Annotated in this window: 11 protein-coding genes; 2 read left to right on the top strand and 9 right to left on the bottom strand. The window is 72.4% G+C overall.

What is annotated here, in order from left to right; genetic code table 11:
- The first annotated feature begins 56 nt into the window (after positions 1-56).
- Positions 57-2,249 carry a glycosyltransferase family 4 protein gene (locus tag ACWD4G_RS25490; RefSeq protein WP_451297159.1) on the top strand — a complete coding sequence of 731 codons (2,193 nt, stop codon included), beginning with the start codon at positions 57-59 and terminating at the stop codon, positions 2,247-2,249.
- A 24-nt stretch (positions 2,250-2,273) separates the two neighbouring features.
- Here the strand turns inward: ACWD4G_RS25490 and ACWD4G_RS25485 are convergent, their stop codons facing one another.
- From ACWD4G_RS25485 to ACWD4G_RS25460, 6 genes are all read right to left on the bottom strand, one after another.
- A complete protein-coding gene (locus ACWD4G_RS25485; protein ID WP_451297157.1) occupies positions 2,274-4,034 on the bottom strand; it encodes a protein kinase domain-containing protein in 1,761 nt (586 codons plus the stop codon).
- A gap of 115 nt (positions 4,035-4,149) precedes the next feature.
- Complete coding sequence (locus ACWD4G_RS25480) at positions 4,150-5,997, bottom strand: serine/threonine-protein kinase (protein WP_451297155.1); 1,848 nt, start codon at positions 5,995-5,997, stop codon at positions 4,150-4,152.
- A 205-nt stretch (positions 5,998-6,202) separates the two neighbouring features.
- Positions 6,203-8,236: a serine/threonine-protein kinase gene (locus tag ACWD4G_RS25475; RefSeq protein ID WP_451297153.1), complete on the bottom strand. Its 2,034-nt coding sequence runs from the start codon at positions 8,234-8,236 to the stop codon at positions 6,203-6,205.
- 185 nt (positions 8,237-8,421) lie between these two features.
- Complete coding sequence (locus ACWD4G_RS25470; protein ID WP_451297151.1) at positions 8,422-12,030, bottom strand: protein kinase domain-containing protein; 3,609 nt, start codon at positions 12,028-12,030, stop codon at positions 8,422-8,424.
- 458 nt (positions 12,031-12,488) lie between these two features.
- Positions 12,489-14,795, bottom strand: coding sequence for a serine/threonine-protein kinase (locus ACWD4G_RS25465; protein WP_451297149.1), 2,307 nt, complete (start codon positions 14,793-14,795; stop codon positions 12,489-12,491).
- A gap of 273 nt (positions 14,796-15,068) precedes the next feature.
- A complete protein-coding gene (locus ACWD4G_RS25460) occupies positions 15,069-16,775 on the bottom strand; it encodes a glycerol-3-phosphate dehydrogenase/oxidase (RefSeq protein WP_451297147.1) in 1,707 nt (568 codons plus the stop codon).
- A gap of 317 nt (positions 16,776-17,092) precedes the next feature.
- Here ACWD4G_RS25460 and ACWD4G_RS25455 point away from each other — a divergent pair, with 317 nt between their 5' ends.
- Positions 17,093-18,301 carry a nucleotide sugar dehydrogenase gene (locus tag ACWD4G_RS25455; RefSeq protein WP_451297145.1) on the top strand — a complete coding sequence of 403 codons (1,209 nt, stop codon included), beginning with the start codon at positions 17,093-17,095 and terminating at the stop codon, positions 18,299-18,301.
- Positions 18,302-18,964: 663 nt separating this feature from the next.
- On the opposite strand, the gene ACWD4G_RS25450 is transcribed toward ACWD4G_RS25455, so the two are convergent.
- From ACWD4G_RS25450 to ACWD4G_RS25440, 3 genes are all read right to left on the bottom strand, one after another.
- Positions 18,965-20,089 carry a GuaB3 family IMP dehydrogenase-related protein gene (locus ACWD4G_RS25450; protein ID WP_451297143.1) on the bottom strand — a complete coding sequence of 375 codons (1,125 nt, stop codon included), beginning with the start codon at positions 20,087-20,089 and terminating at the stop codon, positions 18,965-18,967.
- 138 nt (positions 20,090-20,227) lie between these two features.
- Positions 20,228-21,730 carry an IMP dehydrogenase gene (guaB, locus tag ACWD4G_RS25445; protein ID WP_451297141.1) on the bottom strand — a complete coding sequence of 501 codons (1,503 nt, stop codon included), beginning with the start codon at positions 21,728-21,730 and terminating at the stop codon, positions 20,228-20,230.
- A gap of 179 nt (positions 21,731-21,909) precedes the next feature.
- Complete coding sequence (locus tag ACWD4G_RS25440; RefSeq protein ID WP_005481141.1) at positions 21,910-22,485, bottom strand: sigma-70 family RNA polymerase sigma factor; 576 nt, start codon at positions 22,483-22,485, stop codon at positions 21,910-21,912.
- Positions 22,486-22,566: the final 81 nt, after the last annotated feature.

Raw genomic sequence — 22,566 nt, 5'->3', positions numbered from 1 at the left:
CGAGCGGGCCTGCGCACAGCACGAGCCCCGCCCCCGACGACCGGACCGACCGCCCCATGAAGATCACCTTCCTGCTCCACAACGCGTACGCCATCGGCGGCACCGTCCGCTCGACCCTCACCCTCGCCGGTGCCCTCGCGGCCCGGCACGAGGTCGAGGTCGTCTCGATGTTCCGCACCGAGGAACACCCGCCGCTCGGGGTGAGCGGCAGGGTCCGGCTGGTCCCCCTGGTCGACGAACGCCCCGACTCCCCCGCGTACGACGGCGGCCATGAGCTGATGTCCCGCCCGTCGGCCGTCGTCCCGCCCACCGAGGTCCTCGCCCGGCGCTACACGGCACTCGTCGACGAACGTCTGCGCGCCTTCCTCGACACCACCGACGCCGATGTCGTCATCGCCACCCGCCCGGCCCTGGTGGTCTTCCTGGCCCAGCACGCCGCCCCCGGCACCTCCCGCCGCCGCCCGCTGCTCATCGGGCAGGAGCATCTGTCGTACGACAACCACGTGCCCGGCGTACGCGCCGCGCAGAACGAGGCGATCGCCCGCCTCGACGCGTTCGTCACCGTCTCCGCGCGGGACGCCGAGGACCACCGCCGCCGTCTGCCCGGTGTACGTGCCCGGATCACGGACATCGCGAACGCCGCGCCCCGCCCCCGGGCCGAACCCTCCGATCTGCGCGCCCCCTTGGTGGTCGCCGCCGGACGGCTGTACCCGGTCAAGCGGTACGACCTGCTGATCGAGGCGTTCGCCAAGGTGGCGGCGGAACGAGGGGAGTGGCGGCTGCGGATCTACGGCAAGGGCCCCGAGCGGGCGAAGCTGCGCGCCGCGATCGACCGGCTCGGCCTGAACGACCACGTGTTCCTCATGGGCCCGCACGCCGCCCTGGAGACCGAGTGGGCCAAGGCGTCCGTCGCCGCCGTCAGCTCCGAGTGGGAGTCGTTCGGCATGACGATCCTGGAGGCCATGCACGCCGGTGTCCCCGTGGTCGCCACCGACTGCCCCCACGGCCCCGGCGAGATCATCACCGACGGCACCGACGGCCTCCTCGTCCCTGCGGGCGACCCCGACGCCCTCGCCACGGGCCTGCTCCGCCTCATCGACGACCCCGCCCTGCGCCACCGCCTCGGCACGACCGCCCGCGCGACGGTCCAGCGGTACGAGCCGCGCACGATCGCCGCCGAGTACGAAGAGCTGATCGCCGAGCTGCGGGAGGCCCGTACGCCGGTCGCGGCGAGGCTGGCGGGGCGGGTACGGCGGGGCTTCGGCACGCTGTGGGCTCGCGGGACGGGGAGCGGGGCGGCCGAAGCCGGGGGTGCGGGGGCGGCGAGGGGGACCACCGCATCGGCCGGGGCGGCGGCCGAGGCTCCGGCGGGCCAGGGTGCCAAGCCGCGAGCGCTGCGGCCGAAGGCCGACTGCCGGGTCGATACCGACGGGGGCGTACGGATCTCCGTGGGCGCCTCCGGGGTGGCGGGCGGGGCCGGGGTGGCGGGCGGGGCCGGGCCGGGCCTCGCTCTCACCCTCGTCCTGCGCCGGCGGCACGGCGACGACGAGGTCCGCGTGCCGCTGGAGCGGGAGTCGGCGGAGGACCCCGAGAGCCCCTGGACGGCCGGACTGACCCGTACCGGCCTCGCCCTCGCCGAGGGCCGCTGGGACCTCCATGTGGAACGGGCCGAGGACGGCACCCGCCGCCGGGTGAGGGCCGGACTGGTCGAGCAGCGGGGCCTGTTGAACGCGGCGGCGGGCGGCACCCATGAGATCCCGGTGACGTGGTGCGTCCCGTACCCGACCAAGGACGGCTTCCTCGCCCTGCGCACCTTCCGCCGCCCCGCCCACGCCGAGGTCACCGCCCTGCCGATCGGCGAGACCACGATGACGGTGGAGGGCACCCTCCACGGCGCCGAACTCGGCGAGGGCGCGGCCCTGTTGGGCATCCCCCGCGACGAGCACCTGCCGGACTTCGAGACCCCGGCGACGCCCCTCGGCGAGCCCGACAACGCCCGGCTGTTCCAGGCCCGTCTCACCTCGCTCCCGGCAGTGCCCGCCCGGGACGACAAGGCCATCTGGGACCTGTATCTGCGCCCCTCCGCCACGGCCGGACCCATCCGTCTGGGGCGCCTCTTCGACGACATCGTGGACCGCAAGGACACCGACAAGTACCCGGCGGTCACGCTCGCCCCGCCCATCGACGCGTCGCGGCAGGCCCGGTTCTTCTTCACGGTCACCAACGACCTGGCGCTCAGCGTCTCCTGAGCCCGCCCCGGCGCCCTCCGGCGGCTACGGGTTGTCGATCTCCAGCGTCTCGATCGCCGTACGGGCGATCTCCCGGCCCTCCTCGGTGAAGTGGCCCTTGCCCGGATAGTCGATCCAGAGCCGGTACATGTCACCGTTGCGCGCCTTGTAGTAGAGGACCCTGGCCTCGCGCGGCAGCGGATTCTGGCTGTCGGTCGTCGAGTAGGCGATGGTGTTCTCGGCGGCGTCCCGGTCCTGGTACTTGGCCTCGTGCGGCCTGCCCTTCGGCGCCGGGTCGTCGGCGATGTCCCAGCTGTACTCGCCGTCCTTGACCAGGTCCCAGTCGACATACGCCCGGTCCAGCGCGGTGCCGGGGATCTCGTTCTCCTTGTCGTCCTTCTCGATGTCCCGGTCCACGAGAATCCGCACCATGCCGCTCGGATCGTGGTACTGCGCGACCGTGCCGTCCGAGTAGTCCGTGTCGTCCGGATCGATCTCGGTCCTGACGAAGCCGTCGGGCACCCCGATGCTCGCCGCGACCTTCGCACCGAGGTCCTTCCGCGTCCACCCGTCGGGCAGCGGCCCCGCGAACGGCTCGGCGATCACCAGATACGCCGCCACCGCCGCCGCGACGACCACCGCGCCCATCCCGACCAGGGCCTTACGACCGAGACGTACGGTGAGACCGCCCTTGCCGGCCGAGCCCGAATCCGGTCCCGGCCCCTGCCCCGTCCCGGGCCCGACCCCGGTCATGCCGAGGACCACCTGGGTGGGCGCCGGGACCGGCGGGTTCGCGGCCTGTTCCAGCAGGTCGCGGACGCGGGCGGCGTTCGGGCGGCGGGCGGGGTCCTTCTCCAGCAGCCCGTTGATGGCCTCGGCCAGCGGCCCCTTCGCGGAGGCGGGCGGGGCGGGCGTGGCGTTGAGCACGGACTGCAGGGTCGCGGGGGTGTTGCTGCGCCGGAACGGCGAGACGCCCTCGGTGGCCGCGTAGAGGACGACGCCGAGCGACCACAGGTCGGAGGCGGGACCGGGCCGCTGGCCCACCACCCGCTCGGGAGCGATGTACTCGGGGGAGCCGACGAAGCCACCGGTGTCCGTCAGATTGGTCTCGCCCTCGATCTGGGCGATGCCGAAGTCGGTGAGGACGACCCGGTCGTGGCGGCCGAGGAGGACGTTGTCGGGCTTGACGTCACGGTGCAGGATGCCCGCCGCGTGCGCGGCCTCCAGGGCGCCTAGCACATCGAGGCCGATTCTCGCCGCGTCCCGTGCCCCGAGGGTGCCCTCCTGGAGCACATCGCCCAGCGAACGCCCCTGAACCAGCTCCATCACGATCCACGGCCGGCCGTCCACGACCGCCACATCGTGCACGTTCACGACCGACGGATGATCGAGTCCCGCCGCCGCCCGTGCCTCACGACGCATCCGCTCATAGGCGTTGGCCTGTTCGCGCTCGGGAAGATGGTCCGGTACGCGGGGCTCCTTGACGGCGACCTCACGATCCACCGTCTCGTCCTTCGCCCGCCACACCGTGCCCATACCGCCGTGCCCAAGCCTCGCGAGCAGCCGATAACGCCCGCCGATCAACCGCCCGGCACCGGGGTCCTGCGGGGGCTGCGCCGACTGGGTCGGCGTCGGCCGGGCCTGCGGGGGTACGGCCTGGTGAGGCACGGCCTGAGTGGGCCGGGCGGACTGCACATACGGGTTCCCCGGGTGCGGCACAGACGGCTGCGGCGGTTGCAGACCGAAACTCGTCGGCTCGTCAGATCTGTGGCCCGACCCGTAAGGGGCTCCCCCATTGCTGCTCATATGCCTATCTGTATCGCGATGGCCCCGCCCGCTTCCACCCAGGTCGCTTTCCGGTCACAGACCCGTGACGCGTAGGGGACCCATATCCCCGTTTCGCCCCTCTATGGACCGGCGGTCACTCGTGCAGGAAGGTGTCCACCGCCACGTCGAAGTACTCCCTCGCCTCGCTCACCTTCCCGACCGGCGCCGAGACCCATACGTCGTACAGCCGGCCGTCCCGCTCCCAGCACAGGTCGTATGTGTGCCTGGGCCCCTCCGCCGCGCTGAACCCGTCCCAGGTGAACTCCCAGAGCGCGGCGGTGAATCCGTCGTGCGTGGTCGCGGTGACCCGGCCGTCGCGGTAACCGGGGTTGGTGGAGGGCCCCTTGGCGTGTGCGCGCCGCATCGCCCCGACCGGGCCGCCCTCCTGCGGGTCCCCGAACCTGATGCCGATGCGGATGGCCCTCCCCGGCGACATGTAGAAGACCCGCTCCCCCTGCGGCTCCCTCGTGAACCCCTCCGGCACGGCGAGGCTGAACCCCCGCTCGTCCTCGGCGAGTCGGTACCCGGAGGGCACGGTGGGCGCGGTCGCGGCACGCGAACCGGTGGGGGTGCCCCCGGCCGCCGTACCCGCCGTACCCGAGGCACCGGCCGTACCGGCTGTCGCCCCCGCCGTCGCTCCCTCCGAACGGCCCGCCCCGGAGGCACCGGTCGGCGTCCCCGTCGCGCTCGCCTCGTCGGCCGTGCCCGAGGTGTCCGCCGTACCCGGCGTACGGGGCGCCGAGGTCGACGGCGTACCGCCCCCGCCGCTCCCGTCCCGCATGAGCAGCGCCGCCGCCGAGACACCGGCCCCGGCCATCGCGGCGACCAGCGCGGCGACGAGCAGCACGCTCCTGGTGGACTGCGGCTGCCGCCCCTGCGACGCGGGCTGTTCCCGCAGATCGGTGGCCGCCGAGGCCACCGCGTCGGGCGTGGACGGCTCCCCCGCCTGCCCGGCCCCGGCGGCCGAGGCGCCCTCCTGGTCCCGGGGTTCGCGCGAGGCCGCGTGCGGTACGTCCCGCCGGGTCGGCGTGTACCCGATGTGCACGCGGGGCACCCTCGACAGCCTCGGAGTCCTGGGCGTCCGGTGCTCGTCGGCCGTCCTCGGCGTACGGCCGGTCTCCAGGAAGGTCCGCAGCAGCCGCTCCGCCTCCGCCGCGTCGAGTCGCCGGTCGGGGTCGCGCTCCAGCAGCCCCCGTACGACGGGGAGCAGCGGCGCCGCCTGGGCCGGGGGGCGGATCTCGTCGAAGACGACCGCGTGCAGGACGCCGCCCAGCGAGTCCCGCCGGAACGGCGACTCCCCGCTGAGCGCCGCGCACAGCAGGGCACCCAGCGACCACAGGTCGGACTCCGGCCCGGTCCGCACGCCGGACATCCGTTCGGGCGCGGTGTATTCGGGCGAGCCCACGAACGACCCGGTCTCGGTGAGCGTGGTCGCGCCCGCGACCTGGGCGATCCCGAAGTCGGTGAGGACGACCCGGTCGGTGCCGGCCTCCAGAAGGACGTTCGCGGGCTTGAGATCGCGGTGCAGCACCCCGGCGTCATGGGCCCGCCGCAGCGCGCCCAGCAGAGCGATGCCGATCCGGGCCGCCTCACGGGCGTCGACCGGGCCGCCCGCCACGATCCGCTCGGCGAGGGAACCGCCGTCGATCAACTCCATGACGATGTAAGGGCGTTCGTCCTGCTCGACGACGTCGTGGACGACGATGATGTGCGGATGGCCCAGCCGAGCGACCGCCCGGGCCTCTCGCAGGGTGCGCTCCCGCAGTCGCCGGGACGCCTCATCGGGCAGCGAGGTGTCGAAGGCCAGTTCCTTGACGGCCACCTGACGGTCGAGGAGTTCGTCGGTGGCACGCCACACGATGCCCATACCGCCGCGGCCGATCCTGGCCTCCAGACGGTAACGGCCCGCTATGAGACGGACGTTTTCCCCCTCGGTCCCCATACGCCCCATCATGCCGCACCGGACCGAAACCCTCCGCTGTCGAAAACCGGCCCTGGCCGACAAGCGACGCCCGCACGACGCTCAAGCGCCGCACACGCGCCGCCCGACCGTGACACTCCCGCGCCGGACAGCGCCCCGGGGCGCCGCCCACCCTCACTGCTGCGGCGCCCGCCACGCCGTCACCATTGCGGCATCCGCCACGCCCTCACTGTTCCGGCGCCCGCCAACTCCGCAGCACCCGGTCGAACTGCTCCCGCGCGGTGTCCCAGTCGGCCACGGGCGACGACATATAGATCGTGTACTCGACGCCGTCCCGGTCCAGATAGGTCTGCTCGATCGCCCGGCGCGGCCCGGGGAAGTCGCTGTCCTTCGCCGTCGCGGTCCAGGTGAAGTCCCACAGCGCGCCCGGGCGGTCCCGGTAGACGTTCTCCTCCAGGCTCACCCGCTGATAGTCGGCCAGCCGGTCCCGTACCTGTTCCTCCAGATCGACCTGGTGGTGGTACGGACTGTCGAAGTCGGGCGCCCCGTCGACGGCCACCCGCACGAAGTGCTCCCCCTGGTCGGGTGTGTAGTCGATCTGCGCCCCGTCCACCCGCCGCTTCCACCCCTCGGGCAGCGCGAGGCCGAACCCCTCCGGATCGTCGACCCGAACCCAGCCCTCGGGCACCGCGTCGCTTCCCGACGACTCCCCGCCCGCGTCCTCCGTGGAGGCGGAACCACTGTCCGTCCGCCCCTGGCCCCAGGCGTACAGCCCGGCGGCGATACCGCCCCCGACGAGCACCGCCACCAACACGATGATCGCGAGCACGCGCCCGCGCCCCCGCCGGCGGGGAGCGCCCGCAGCGGCCTGATGAGCGATGACCACCGGCCCGCTCGAACCGACGGGCGTCCCGTACCCGTCCGAGCCGACGGGTGCCCCGTGCCCGAGCGAACCGTACGCGGCGGAATCGGCGTGGGCCCCCGTCGAGGAGGGGTTGTGCCCCGGCGCATACCCGGCAGCCCCCCATGCTTCCGTCCCCCGCGCACCCCGTACGCCGCCGCCCCGCGAACCCCACGGTTCGGCACCCCCGCCCGGCCCACCGGCACCGGCACCGGCACCGGCCCCCGGTACGCCGCCATCCGCGCCCGTACCCGACGCACCGCCACGCACCCCACCGCCGGGCGTCTCGCGCGCCGCCTCCCCACCAAGGGCACCCTGTACGCCCGACCCGCCGGTGGCCCCGTCCGTCCACACGTCTCCGGTGGTCCTGGTTGACCCCACCCCTCCGGTGGACCCGCCCGTGCCCGACCCGCCACTGCCCGTCCCCGGCCCGGCCGTCGCCGTACCCCCGAGGCCGCCCGCGCCCGTACCCCCCGTACGGCTACCGCCACCGCCACCGCTCTCCTGCTGCCCCGTGGCCACGAAGGGCTCCGTCTGCCGGGGCCGGCGGCCCTCCGCGGCCTCGGCGAGCATCCGCTCGGCCTCGTCGGCGTCGGGGCGTACGGCGGGGTCCTTGCACAGCAGCGCGGCGATGACCGGCGCCAACGGCCCGGCGGAGACCGGCTCGGCGGCCTCCTCGCTCACCACGGCCTGCATGGTGGTGAGCGGAGTGGTGCGCCGGAACGGCGACTTCCCCTCGACGGCCGTATAGAGCGTGGCCCCCAGCGACCACAGATCGCACCCGGGCCCCGGTTCCTGTCCGCGCACCCGCTCGGGGGCGATGTAGTCGACGGACCCGACGATCTCCCCGGTCCTGGTGATGGTCGTGTCGCCCTCGACCTGCGCGATACCGAAGTCGGTGAGCATGACCCGGCCGTCCTCGGCGAGCAGCACGTTCCCCGGCTTCACATCGCGGTGCAGCACCCCGGCGGCATGGGCGGCGCGCAGCCCGCGCACCACCCACATCCCGATCCGTGCCGCTTCCCGGGGCTCGACCCGCCCATGGTCCCGGATGGCGTCGGCCAGCGAGTCGCCCTCGACCAACTCCATGACGATCCACGGCCGGTTGTCGTGCTCCAGCACGTCGTGCACGGTGACCACGGCCGAGTGGTTGATCCGCGCCGCCGCGCGCGCCTCGGCCCGGGTCCGCTTCAGCAGGATCGTGTGCTCGTTCTCCGAGGCGTAGAGCGCGGCCGTCAACTCCTTGATCGCGACGGCCCGGTGGAGCACCACGTCGTGCGCGCGCCACACCCTGCCCATGCCGCCGCTGCCGATGACGTCGACGAGCCGGTAGCGGTCCGCGAGGAGCAGACCCTGCATCTGATTCACCTTGCCCCGCAATTTCTTGACAGGGTCAGATTAAGGAGCGGCCCTCACCCCGGGAAACCGGCACGGCCACACAGCAACAGCACTGTGACGGTTGTCGCAGCCCCCGCCCCCGCTCCCGGACGACAAGCTTCCGCTGCCCGGCATCCCGCTCAGCCGGTCTGTCACGACACGTCACGTCACGTCACCCGATACGTCGCCGAAGCCTGCTCGTACAGCCGTGTCACCTCATCCCGCTCGGCCTCCGGCCCCCGCAACTGCACCACGTGGTACCGCCCGTCGACGAGGATCGCGAGATTCCGTACGAAGATGCCGCGCCCGTCGGCGTCCTGCCAGGTGAACTGCCCCTCGGCCATGGTCACTCCACCGACCTCGATCAACCGCATCCCGGTGGAGGTGGCCCAGGTGGAATCCCGGAACGGCTGGAGTTCGCGCTCGTCCTCCCGCTGGTACGTCAGCGGATCGTCGCCGTACGTCTGCGCGCTGTCCCGCCCGGGGACGATGATCAGCTCGAACCGGCCCTGGGAGTACACGATCTGGCCGCGCCCGTTCTTGGCGCTGCGGCTCCACCCGTTGGCGACGGCGACCTCGAAGCCCTCGGGGTCCTTGCGCAGGGTGAACCCCTGGGCGACCTCGGTGTTGCCGTTCTCTGCCTCGCTCGCCCCGGACGACCCCGAAGGACTGGCCTGCCCCTCCCCCTCGCCCCCTCCATCCGGCGAACCGGTGTTCTGATCGGGCCGTGGCTCGCTGCTCGCCTGCGGCTCGGTGCTGGGCTGCGCGACGGTGTCGGTACGGGTGCCCGTGTCACCGCCGTCGCTGGTGCTCGGCTCGGCCTTCGGCATGAACACCAGGGCGTACGCGACGGCCGCGACCAGCGCCAGCAGTATCACCAGCAGCAGATTGCGGCCGAGGCTGCGAGGTTTCTGGGCCTTCTCCGGCCGGGCGCGGCGGTGACGGGCGTGGGTGCTGGTCGCGGGCAGCTTGGCACCGGCACGCCGCCGGCGCATACGGACCAGTTCGCCCCGGCGCCGTACGATCGGCAGCCGGCTCGCGTCGACGGGCGGTGCGGGGACGACATGCGTACCGGCGTCGGGCTCCGGCGCGGACCGTACGAGGGAGCGCAGCCAGCCGCGCAGTTCCTCGAAGTCCAGCCGCTCGGTGGGGTCCTGGCGCAGCAGCGACTCCACGACCGGCCGCAGCGGCCCGCACTCCTCGGCGAAGGCGGGCGGCTCCGAGCACACCAACTGCACCAGCTCGGCGGTGTTCTCCTCCGGATACGGCGCATGCCCCTGCACCGCGCGGAACAGCAGCGCCCCGAGCGCCCAGAGATCCGTGGCCGGTCCGATCGGCGCCGCCAACTGCCAGTTCTCATGCACCGGCCCGGCCTGCTCCGGCGCCCACCGCTCGGTGACGGGCCCCACAACCGCCATCCGAGCCTGCCGGGCCCGCTCAGCGGCCAGAGCGGTGGCCGGCCCCCGCCGGGGTCCGCCCCCGGAGGCGCCCCGATCCCAGGAGACGCCACCCGCCCCGGCACCGGCCTGCGCGGAAGCGGTGTACCCACCGTGCGGCGGCGTGGGCGCGACCACATGCCCATGGGCGGGCGTGAAGTGCGCACCGTGCGCCGGGGTGACGGCGGTGCCGTGGGCGGGGGTCGCTTGTGCGTACGCGTCCTGGGGGCCGGGGGCGCCTGGGGTTCCGTGTGCGTCGCCTTGGGCGCCATGCGAACCCGGTGTTCCGTTCCCGCCTCGGGAGCCGTACGCACCCTGGGTGCCGGGGGCGCCCTCGGCGCGGGCGTCGGCGAGCCTGAAGGTGTCGTCGCCGCCCCGGCCACCGGCGGTACCGGACGGGCGTCCGTACGGGCCGCCGCCGTAAGGCGAGTGGGGGCTGCCGAGAGCCCTGACGCCGAACTGGCCACCGCTGCCGGAACCCGTCGCGCCGCCTCCCCGGACACCGGGCCCGAGCGCGCCGCCGCCTTGAGGGCCGCCGTCACCGAGCGAGCCGTCGTTCCGCGTTCCGTATGCGCCGCCGTCGGGGAGCCCCTGGGAACCGCCACGGCCGGTGCCGTGGCCGCCGCCCCTGCCGGTGGCGCCGGTGTCATCGGCGGCAGGAAGGACCGGCCTCCCCGACCCCGCTTGGGCACCCTGCTCGTTGCCCTCGGCTTCGGCTCCGACGGCCGCTCTGTCCCCGGCCCCGGTCGCCCCGCCACGCGGCAACGCCCCGTGCCAGGCACCCCCGGAAACCCCGTTGGCGCGAACCCCGTAAGGGTCGGCTATCTGCCCGGGCGGCGTCGTGTTCGGCCCCGAGCCGACGGTCAACTCCCCCGCCTGGTCCTGGGTCAACTCACGAGCCTGCCCCGGGGCCGGTTCTCCGGCAGCGTCGCCGGCCGTCTCTCCGGCGGCGCCCTGGTCCAGCGCTCCGGCAGTACCCGAAGTCAGCTCCCCGGCGCTGCCCGAGGTCAACTCCCCCGCAGCCCCCGCGACCAACTCCCCGGCCCGGCCCGAAGTCAGCTCCCCGCCCCGGCCGCCGGCCGCAGACGGCACCGTGCCGTCCCGATCCGCCCCGGGCGCCGACCGCTGTACGGGCAACCCTCTGCCGCCGCCGGTCTGCTGATCCACGTTCACACGAGCCGCGGCCCGCGCCCCCGCCCGGTACGCCGCGATCGCCCCCGCCCGCGCCGCCCGGACATCGCCCCCGCTCTCCAACGCGCGCTGTCCCCCGGAGGCGTCCGCCACCGGCGTCGCGCTCCCGGCCCGAGCCTCTATCGCGGCCCGCCGAGCGGCCTCGGGATCTTCGACCCCACCACTGCCGGCGGCTCCGGTCCCCGTCCCGGCCCCGGCCCCGCCGAAGGTCCCACCGGCGACGGCTCCACCGCCCGCCCGAGCCCCCCCGGCCACGCCACCACCGGCACCCGACGCCCCGAGCGCTCCGACCGCCCCGGCGCCACCACGCCCTACGGCACCTCCGGGCGCCACCACGCCGCCACCGGTCCCGGCACCCCGAGCCATCCCGGAGCCACCACCCGGCCCCCCATCACGCCCCGGCCCGACAGCGCCCCGGGGCACCCCCGAGCCACCGCCCCGTACCCCAGCGCTCCCCGGCCCACCGGCGTTCCCCGGACTCCCAGGGCCCTCAGCGTCCCCAGGGCTCCCCGGGCCCCCGAACTCCCCCTCCCGCACCGGCACCGGGTCATACCCGCAAAGCGCCTCTTCCGCCGCCCCGACGGCCAGCCCGGTCAGCATCACCCGGCCGTCGTCGCAGACGAGCACGGTCCGGGCGGTGATGTTCCGGTGCACCCACCCATGCGCGTGCAACGCCCGCAGCGCGGTGAGCACATCGGAGGCCACCTCGGCCGCCCGGTACGGCGTCAGCGGCTGCTCCTCCAGCAGCGTCTGAAGCGTCCGCGCGGACACCCACTCGCTCACTATCCACAACGAGCCGCCCTCGGCGAACACGTCGAAGACCTGGTCGAGCCGTGGATGGTCGGGTATCTGCGCGGCGGCCTGCGCGGCCTCGACGGCCCGTCGCACGGCCGGATCGGTCGGCCGGCGGGTCGTCCGCGACGCCCCGCGCCGCGCCCCGCCGTCCCGTGGCACATACCCCTCGGGCAGCCCGTCGGCGCCGAGCACCTCCGCCTCGACGACCTCGGGCAACGGCACCTGCCGTATCAGTACTTCCTGCCCGCTGTAGGTGTCGAACGCCCGGGTCTCGGCGGCGGGTTCGTACTCGTCCGAGGGCGGCAGCGGCAGGCGGTAGCGGTCGGCGAGCACTCGCCCCGCGTATTCGTCCACGACACCCTCCCCCGGTCGCCCTGTCGGTCAATCCCGGTCGCCCTGCGTCCCGTTCCGTGCTGGATGCATCCGATCCGCAGCCATTCACGATACGTGCCGGAGGCAACTCCCATTGAGGGGATGGGACATCTCACCCGCCCCGAAAGCCCTCGAACGCCCTCGGTCTTCCCCGGAACACCCGTCCCCGAACTCGCACTCCGGGCACAACTCTCCACGCCGAACTCACATAGCCGAAGCTCACACCGCCCCGCGCCCCCTCACGCCCTTGCACGGCGGACCGAGCGCGACCAAGGACTCTCACATGTCGGTAACGACATGGGCACCGGCGCACAACGGCCCTCCGCCACCACCCGCCCGAGGTCCGTCCCCCATCCTCGAACACCCCGCGGGCGCATACCGTCGCACGGACGCACACCCCCGCACCGCCCGGCGGCAACCCCGCCCACGCAGCGCGTGTCTCAGGCCTTCGGCTGGAACGTCGTCGTGAACGTCTTCCAGGTGTCCTCGCGCAACTCATCGCCCCACGAGGCCGACTTGGCGGCGTACATCAACGCGTACCCCTGCGAGGAGTCGACCACGAACCCCCGGTCGATCGAGCGGAACTTCGTGCCGCTCTCCACATAGGTGAACTCCCAGTCGGCCGTGTTCCAGCCCCGGTAGTCCACCGCCTCTATTCGAATGCGCTTGTACTGCGAGCGCGTCATGTACCCCTCTTGGTTCTTCCAGTCCGCGACCGGGTCGTCCTTCGGCGTACTGGTCCACCCGACGAGCAGCCACTGCCCGTCGGGCCCGGAAAACCGCGCGCCCGCGTCACCGGTCGACTGGTACTTCCAGCCGTCGGGGAGCCCGATCGAGAACCCCTGGCTGCTCTTGTACGTCTCGGTGGCGATGGTCCCGGAACCGGTGGACCCGGAGGTGTCACCGCTGTCCGACCCGCTCGACGTACCCGACCCGCTGTCCGGCGACCCGCTCGCCGTCGTCCCGGCGGACCCGTCGGCCTCCTGTGTCCGGTCACCGTCCGGGCTGGGAACGGACTTGCCGGTGTCGGTCCCGTCCTGGTCCTCGCCGTCGTCGGCGCTCCCGGACTTCGCTCCGCTGGAGGCGGCGACCTTGGTGTCGCTCTTGCCCTGGCTGTTGTTCGAGCTGTTGTCGTCGCCGCCGTAGGTGAGCGCCAGCACGGTGCCGAGGACGGCCAGCACCACCGCGACCGCGATGAGCGCCAGCGTCCGCCGTGACACCACATCGGTGATCGGCGCCCTGGGCACGGGCCTCGGCGGCAGATCCGGCGGCGGCACCTGGGGCCACCCCGAAGTCCGCCCGGCCGAGACGGAGTTGCCCCCGCCGACCTCACCGCCTCGTGCCCCGGCCGTCGCGCCGACCGCCGTACCCGAGCCCGGCCCCGACCCGGCGCCGGCCTTCTCCCCGCTCGCCCGGCTCCCGGCGACGGACTCCGACGAGGCCCTGGGTGCCCCGATCCCACCCGAAACGGCGGTCGCCCCGGCGGAGCCCGAAGCGACGGCGGAGCCGGAGGTGCCGCCGGCACCGGCCGCCCCCAGAACACCCGAAGCGGCAGCCGGGGAAGCCCCCTTGACGCCACCGCCGCCACCGGAGCCACCCCGAGCGGAGCCGGTGGGCGCGGCGGCCGCAGCCGCCGAACCGGCCCCGGCCGCGGCCGCGGCCGCCGAGTCCCCGCTCCCGCTCTTCCGCATGGACCACCGAGGCGCCCGCGTCCGCTCGCCGCCCTTGGCCCCCGAGTCGGCCCCCCGCCCCGAGGCCCCCTTCTTCGAGCCCGACCCCGAACCGGAACCAGAACCCGACCGCGACCCGGACCCGGACGCCGAAGACTCCTCGGGGATCACCGGCAGCGGCACGAGCCTCGTCGCGTCCAGCGGCTCGGCCTCCTTCGGCTCCGGCGCGTGGATGACCGTGTTGAGCATGGCCCGCGCACCGGCGTCGTCGAGTCGTCGCTCGGGGTCCTTGGTGAGCAGCCCGAAGATGACGTCCTTCAGCGGCCCGGCGCTCTTCGGCTCGGGCACCGGCTCGGTCATCACCGCGGTGAGTGTCGCTATGGCCGAGCCCTTGTCGTACGGCGGTACGCCCTGGACCGCCGCGTAGAGCAGACCGCCGAGCGACCACAGGTCGGCCGCGGGGCCGGGCTTGTGACCGCGCGCCCGCTCCGGGGAGATGTAGGAGGGGGCGCCGACGAGCATGCCGGTCGAGGTGATGGAGGGGTCGCCCTCGACCTGGGCGATACCGAAGTCGGTGAGCACGACCCGGCCGTCGTGCTTGTCGATGAGCACATTGGACGGCTTCACATCGCGGTGCAGGATGCCCTCGCGGTGGGCGGCGCGCAGGACGTCGAGGATGGCGAGCCCGACCTCGGCGGCCCGCCGGGGCTCCAGCACCCCGTCCTCACGGATCACCTCGGCAAGGGACTTGCCCTCGACGAGTTCCATGACGATCCAGGGCCGGTCGTCCTCGTGCACGACATCGAAGACGGTGACGGCGGCGTTGTTGCGGATTCGGGCGATGGCCTTGGCCTCCCGCAACGTACGCGTGATCAGCCGTCGTTTCTCGTCCTCGTCGATGCTGGACGGGAACCGCAGTTCCTTGACGGCGACCGTACGGCCCAACGTCTCGTCCTTGGCCCGCCACACGGTGCCCATGCCGCCGCGACCGAGCACCCCTCCCAGCCGGTACCGCCCGGCGAGGAGACGTCCGTCCGTGTCCTGACGGGATTCCCCAGCCCGCTCCGCCTCCGACATGCGTCCCCTCATACAACCCGCCCTGACAGAGCCTCCATTGTCACCCACCGGGAAACCCCCCACACCCAGGGCCCCCCTCAACAAGCCAAGGCCTGCCGACATCAGCACCTCGACGGCCCCCTCAGCCAGCCGGCCACCCCTCCCGGCCCGTCCGGCGTTTCTCAGCCCGTCCGGCGTTTGAGGACGAGCCCGAAGGACCAAAGCGGGGTCTGGGGGCGCAGCCCCCAGGGACGGGTCGGGCAGGGGCGGCGGGGGCGAAGCAAAATCGGCCGACTACAGCGGCACGATGTCCGGCGCCCCCAACCGCGCCGCATCCGCCGTCAGATCATCCGGCTGACGCTGCGACTCCCGCTCCGCCTCCACCCTCTTCTCGTAATGCTGGACCTCCCGCTCGATCTGGTCCGCGTCCCACCCGAGCACCGGAGCCATCAACTCGGCGGCCTCCCGCGCACTCCGCGTCCCCCGGTCGAACGTCTCGATCGAGATCCGCGTCCGCCGGGTCAGCACATCATCGAGATGCCGAGCCCCTTCATGCGAAGCCGCGTACACCACCTCGGCCCGCAGATAGTCGTCGGCACCTCCCAGCGGCACCCCCAACGACGCGTCGGCCGCGATCAGTTCAAGCACCTCCTCCGCCGCCGACCCGTACCGGTTCAACAGATGCTCCACCCGCACCACATGAAGCCCACTGCTGGCGGCGATTCGCGCCCGCGCATTCCACAGCGCCCGATACCCCTCGGCCCCGAGCAGCGGCACATCCTCCGTCACACACTCCGCCACCCGCTGATCCAGCCCGTGCACAGCCGCGTCGACCGCGTCCTTGGCCATCACCCGATACGTCGTGTACTTGCCCCCCGCGACCACCACCAGCCCCGGCACCGGATGCGCCACGATGTGCTCCCGCGACAGTTTGCTCGTGGCCTCCGACTCTCCCGCGAGCAACGGCCGCAGCCCGGCGTACACCCCCTGCACGTCGTCCCGCGTGAGCGGCACCGCCAGCACCGAGTTCACATGCTCCAGCAAGTAGTCGATGTCCGCGCTGGACGCCGCCGGATGCGCCTTGTCGAGATCCCAGTCGGTGTCCGTCGTACCGACGATCCAGTGCCGCCCCCAGGGGATCACGAACAGCACGGACTTCTCGGTCCGCAGGATCAGCCCCGTCGTCGAGTGGATGCGGTCCTTCGGCACGACCAGATGGATGCCCTTGGACGCCCGCACATGGAACTGCCCGCGCTCGCCCACCATCGCCTGGGTGTCATCGGTCCACACCCCGGTGGCGTTCACCACCTGCCGCGCCCGGACCTCGTACTCACCCCCGGCCTCGACATCCCGCACCCGGGCCCCGACGACCCGCTCGCCCTCCCGCAGAAACCCGGTCACCCGCGCCCGGTTGGCGACCTTCGCCCCGTACGACGCGGCCGTCCGCACCAGTGTCGCCACATAACGCGCGTCGTCCATCTGGGCGTCGTAGTACTGCAACGCCCCCACCAACGTGTCCTTCTTCAAGCAGGGCGCCACCCGCAGCGCGTGCCGCCGCGTCAGATGGCGATGCAGCGGCAGCCCCCGACCGTGCCCCCGCGCCATCGACATCCCGTCGTACATCGCGACACCCGAGCCCGCGTACCACCGCTCCCACCCCTGATGCCGCAACGGGTAGAGAAACGGCACCGGCTTCACCAGATGCGGCGCCAGGCGCTCCAGCAGCAGCCCCCGCTCCTTCAACGCCTCCCGTACGAGCGCGAAGTCGAGCATCTCCAGATAGCGCAGCCCGCCGTGTATGAGCTTGCTGGAGCGGCTGGAGGTGCCCGAGGCCCAGTCACGTGCCTCGACCAGCCCCGTGGACAGACCGCGTGTCACGGCGTCCAGAGCCGTGCCCGCGCCTACCACTCCGGCGCCCACGACCAGCACGTCCAGCTCACGCTCGGCCATACCCGCCAGTGACTCGGCACGCTGTGCCGGTCCCAGTGCCGCTGTCCTCACCGCTGCCTCCCGCTGTCGTGTCGCGCCGGTCCCATCCGCCTCGATACCTGTCAGGCGGGACCCTGCTCACATTCCCCGTGCTCAGAATTCTGACCGCCTTGCCCGAATTCGGCCACCACCGGCCCTCAGCCTGTGGATAACTCCACGGAACCCACGGGACCGCACCGGAAACCCACCGGGACGCGCACGGAAAAACAACGCCCCCAATCCCGCATATCGGTCATATTTACTCCTAGTCTGACATTGCGCTCGCTCATCCAGTCCACAGGGCTTGCGCGTCTGTCCCGCTTCGGTTACTGGGAAGGACGGCCCACGCCATGCCCGCAGATCTCGCCGTCATCGGACTCGGCCAACTGGGGCTGCCGCTGGCCCGTGCCGCCGTGGCCGCCGGCATCCCGACCCTCGGCTACCGCGCCGGCCCCGATTGCGGCTCCCTCACCCCCGCCGAACTCCGCCACATGCTGAAACGAGGCTTCAAGCCCACCACCGGCTCCGCCGAACTCGGCCGCGTCCGCACCGCCGTCATCTGCGTCCCGACCCCCCGCGGCACGGACGGCGCCCCCGACCTCACCCAGGTCGAGGAGGCCGCCCGCACCCTGGCCTCCCGGCTGCGCCCCCACACCACCGTCATCCTGGAGTCCCCGGTCCACCCGGGCACGACCCAGGACTTCCTGCGCCCCCTCCTCGAAGAGGGCTCAGGTCTGCGCGCGGGCCGCGACTTCCACCTCGCCTACTCCCCCGTCCGGGCCGACCCCGGCAACCGCGACTTCGGCCTCGCCAACACCCCCAAGGTGATCGGTGGCCTCACCCCCGCCTGCACCGAGTCGGCCGCCGCCTTCTACGGCCGTCTCACCGACAAGGTGGTACGCGCGCGTGGCCTGCGCGAGGCGGAGACGGTCCACCTCCTGGAGACCAACTACCGCCACGTCAACATCGCCCTCGTCAACGAGATGGCCGTCCTCTGCCACGACCTCGGCATCGACCTGTGGGACGTCATCCGCTGCGCCGAGACCAAACCGTTCGGCTTCCAGGCCTTCCGCCCCGGCCCCGGCGTGGGCGGCCACGCCCTCCCCCAGGACCTCTCCGACCACGCCCCCCGCTCCCTGCGCATGGTCGAACTCGCCCAACGCGTCAACAACCGCATGCCCCAGTACGTCGTCCAGCGCGCCGCCGCCCTCCTCAACGAACACGGCAAGTCCGCCCGGGGCGCCCGCATCCTTCTCCTGGGCATCACCTACAAGCCCGACGTCCCCGGCCAACAGGGCACCCCCGCCCACGAGATCGCCCTACGCCTCCTGGAACTCGGCGCCCACATCAGCTACCACGACCCCCACATCCCCACCTGGCACATCCTCGACCGCCCGGTCCCCCGAGCCGACTCCCTCTACGAGGCCACAGCCGACGCCGACCTGACGATCCTGCTCCAGCAGCATCGGACGTACGACCTACAGGGGCTGTCGGTGAAGGCGCAGCTGCTGCTGGACACGCGGGGGGCTACGCCTACGGGGGCGGCGCATCGGTTGTGAAGGGGGGCGCATAGGCGGGGGTGCCTCTGAAGCTGGTGGCCTACGGGGCGCGCCGCGGGTATCTTACGGAAACAGGTGGGGTCAGCCGCAGCGGGTACTGCGGCAGGCTCGTGGATGGACCACGGAATGTCCGCCCCTGGGTTTTACAGGGACGGCCGTTCACCATCCCGCCAACAAGGTGGAGCCCACCGCAGTGGGTGCTGCAGCGGGCTCCTTGCCGGTTTACGGGTGTCCGCCCCTAGCTCACGTGGGGGCGGCCGCTCACCGGCCGTAAATTCGCAAGATCCACCTCCTCCGGAACTTCACCAGCCGAAGCCGAATCTGATCCCATCGAGTGGGCTTGCGGTGACGGCCCATGGGCACGCCCCCTTCCACGACACCGCCCTTATCCCGGTAGGCGGTCCGATTGGAGTTCGGGCCGGGCCCCGAGGGCGGGGTCCGGAACGTGCTCCTTGGAAGGGGGCGCCCCAGAGAGCGGGTCGCCGAACACAGACAGTACCGCCCCGCTACGCCCATTCAGCCCACATTCGCCCCAAACGCAACCACGCACCCCCTCCCCCAACTCACGCCCCCACCACCCCACTTGGCCACACAAAAGGGCCCGGTCACCCCCACGGGCAACCGGACCCCTCTCCCCCCCCTCAAGCCAACCGCAGCGTCACCTCACCGCCGGTGCTGCGAGTCCGCCACCGTCACCTCGACCCGCTGGAACTCCTTCAGCTCGCTGTACCCGGTGGTGGCCATCGCCCGCCGCAGCGCACCGAAGAGGTTCATGGAACCGTCAGGCGTGTGCGACGGCCCGGTGAGAACCTCCTCGATCGTCCCCACAGTCCCCAGATCGACCTTCTTGCCGCGAGGCAGCTCCTCGTTGACGGCCTCCATACCCCAGTGGTGACCGCGACCCGGCGCGTCGGTCGCCCGGGCCAGCGGCGAGCCCATCATCACCGCGTCCGCCCCACAGGCGATCGCCTTCGGCAGGTCACCGGACCAGCCCACACCACCATCGGCGATGACGTGGACGTACCGGCCACCGGACTCGTCCATGTAGTCCCGCCGGGCGGCGGCGACATCCGCGACCGCCGTCGCCATCGGCACCTGGATACCGAGCACATTGCGCGTGGTGTGCGCGGCCCCGCCGCCGAAGCCGACAAGAACCCCGGCCGCGCCCGTACGCATCAGATGCAGGGCGGCCGTGTAGGTGGCGCAGCCGCCCACGATGACCGGGACGTCCAGCTCGTAGATGAACTGCTTCAGGTTCAGCGGCTCGTGCGAGCCGGAGACGTGCTCGGCCGACACCGTCGTACCGCGGATGACGAAGATGTCGACACCGGCGTCCACGACGGCCTTGGAGAACTGGGCGGTGCGCTGCGGCGAGAGCGCGGCGGCGGTGACGACACCGGAGTCGCGCACCTCCTTGATGCGCTGCCCGATCAGCTCCTCCTTGATGGGGGCCGCGTAGATCTCCTGGAGGCGGCGGGTGGCGGCCTCGTCGGGCAGGCCGGTGATCTCGTCGAGCAGCGGCTGCGGGTCCTCGTACCGCGTCCACAGGCCTTCGAGGTTCAGTACGCCGAGGCCGCCCAGCTCACCGATGCGGATCGCGGTGGCCGGGGAGACGACCGAGTCCATGGGGGCGGCCAGGAAGGGCAGCTCGAAGCGGTAGGCGTCGATCTGCCAGGCGATCGAGACCTCCTTCGGGTCCCGCGTACGGCGGCTGGGGACGACGGCGATGTCGTCGAAGGCGTACGCCCGGCGGCCGCGCTTGCCGCGCCCGATCTCGATCTCAGTCACGTCTGTGGCCTTTCCTCTTCGTTTCTGCGCCTCCCAGTATCGCCGACGGGTCCGGCGGCGGCTGCCCCGGAGGCACGACAGGGGCGGCCCCGGAACTCCGGAACCGCCCCGACCGGGTCCGCTGCCTACTTCCGGTGCCTACTTCCGGCTGTAGTTCGGCGCCTCGACCGTCATCTGGATGTCGTGCGGGTGGCTCTCCTTGAGGCCCGCGGAGGTGATCCTTACGAAGCGGCCCTTGGTCTCCATCTCCTCGATGGTGGCGGCGCCCACGTAGCCCATGGTCTGGCGCAGACCGCCGACGAGCTGGTGCAGCACGTTGGCCAGCGGGCCGCGGTAGGGCACCTGGCCCTCGATGCCCTCGGGCACGAGCTTGTCGTCAGAGGCGACCTCGGCCTGGAAGTAGCGGTCCTTCGAGTACGACCGGCCCTGGCCCCGGGACTGCATGGCGCCCAGCGAGCCCATGCCTCGGTAGGACTTGAACTGCTTGCCGTTGATGAACTGCAGCTCGCCCGGGGACTCCTCGCAGCCCGCGAGGAGGCTGCCCAGCATCACGGTGTCGGCGCCGGCGGCAAGGGCCTTGCCGATGTCGCCGGAGTACTGCAGACCACCGTCGCCGATCAGCGGGACACCGGCCGGGCGGGCCGCGAGGGATGCCTCGTAGATGGCGGTGACCTGCGGGACGCCGATGCCGGCGACGACCCGGGTGGTGCAGATCGAGCCGGGGCCGACGCCGACCTTGATGCCGTCGACGCCCGCGTCGATCAGCGCCTGGGCGCCGTCACGCGTGGCGACGTTGCCGCCGATCACATCGACGCCGACGCTCGACTTGATCTTCGCCATCCAGCTGAGGGCGTTGCTGTTGTGGCCGTGCGAGGTGTCGACGACCAGGAAGTCCACCCCGGCCTCGGCGAGTGCCTGGGCCCGCTCCAGGGCCTCGGGGCTGGCGCCGACGGCGGCACCGACGATCAGGCGGCCCTCGGCGTCCTTGGCGGCATTGGGGTACTGCTCGGCCTTGACGAAGTCCTTGACGGTGATGAGGCCCTTGAGGACGCCCGCGCCGTCGACCAGGGGAAGCTTCTCGATCTTGTGGCGGCGCAGCAGCTCCATGGCGTCGGTGCCGGAGATGCCGACATGCCCGGTGACCAGGGGCATCGGGGTCATGACCTCGCGCACCCGGCGGGAGCGGTCGCTCTCGAAGGCCATGTCGCGGTTGGTGACGATGCCGAGCAGCTTGCCCTCGCCGTCGGTGACCGGCACACCGCTGATGCGGAACTTCGCGCACAGCGCGTCGGCCTCGGAGAGCGTGGCGTCCGGGTTGACCGTGATCGGGTCGGTGACCATGCCGGACTCGGAGCGCTTGACCAGGTCGACCTGGTTGACCTGGTCCTCGATGGAGAGGTTGCGGTGCAGCACGCCGACGCCGCCCTGACGGGCCATGGCGATGGCCATGCGGGACTCGGTGACCTTGTCCATCGCGGCCGAGAGCAGAGGGATGTTCACCCGGACGTTGCGGGAGATGCGGGACGAGGTGTCGACCGCGTTGGGGAGCACCTCGGATGCACCCGGCAGCAGCAGCACGTCGTCGTAGGTCAGCCCGAGTGTCGCGAATTTACCGGGCACTCCGTCGACGTTGGCAGTCATGACACCTTCCCCAAATGGCCTTGATCGGTGCGGATGTCCATGCTAACGGGAAGCGCGGAGCACACATTCCACGGTACGAAGGCGACCTCGGGCTTCGTATATTCGTACGGAAAGGGCGCCTCGCCTGTTCATACGGGGCGCCCTGAGTAGCGTTTTCAGCCAGGGATCGAACTGCGTCCCTACTGCTCGGCCAGCGCCCGGAGTCTGCTCAGCGCCCGGTGCTGCGCCACCCGTACCGCGCCCGGGGACATCCCGAGCATCTGCCCGGTCTCCTCGGCCGTGAGCCCGACCGCGATTCTCAGGAGCAGCAGCTCACGCTGGTTCTCGGGGAGGTTGGCCAGCAGTTTCTTCGCCCATTCGGCGTCACTGCTGAGCAGGGCGCGCTCCTCCGGGCCGAGGGAGTCGTCCGGGCGTTCGGGCATCTCGTCCGAGGGGACGGCCGTCGAACCCGGATGGCGCATCGCGGCGCGCTGGAGGTCGGCGACCTTGTGGCCGGCGATGGCGAAGACAAACGCCTCGAACGGGCGTCCGGTGTCCTTGTAGCGCGGCAGTGCGAGGAGGACGGCGACGCAGACCTCCTGCGCCAGATCCTCCACGAAGTGCCGTGCGTCACCCGGCAGCCGCGACAGCCGGGTGCGGCAGTAGCGCAGGGCCAGAGGGTGGACATGGGCGAGCAGATCGTGTGTCGCCTGCTCGTCCCCGTCGACCGCGCGATGCACGAGCGCACCGATCACTGTCGTCTCGTCGTCGCGCATCGGTCCATGGTGCCCTGAGGCCGTCCGGTCCGTGACGCCACGCCCGTGGTTGTGCACCGAAGCGTTATGAGCAGGCGCGCC

The sequence above is a fragment of the Streptomyces sp. NPDC002643 genome (assembly GCF_053592555.1).
Note: the sequence above shows the minus strand (reverse complement) of the source record. Positions and strands in the feature narration are given on the sequence as shown.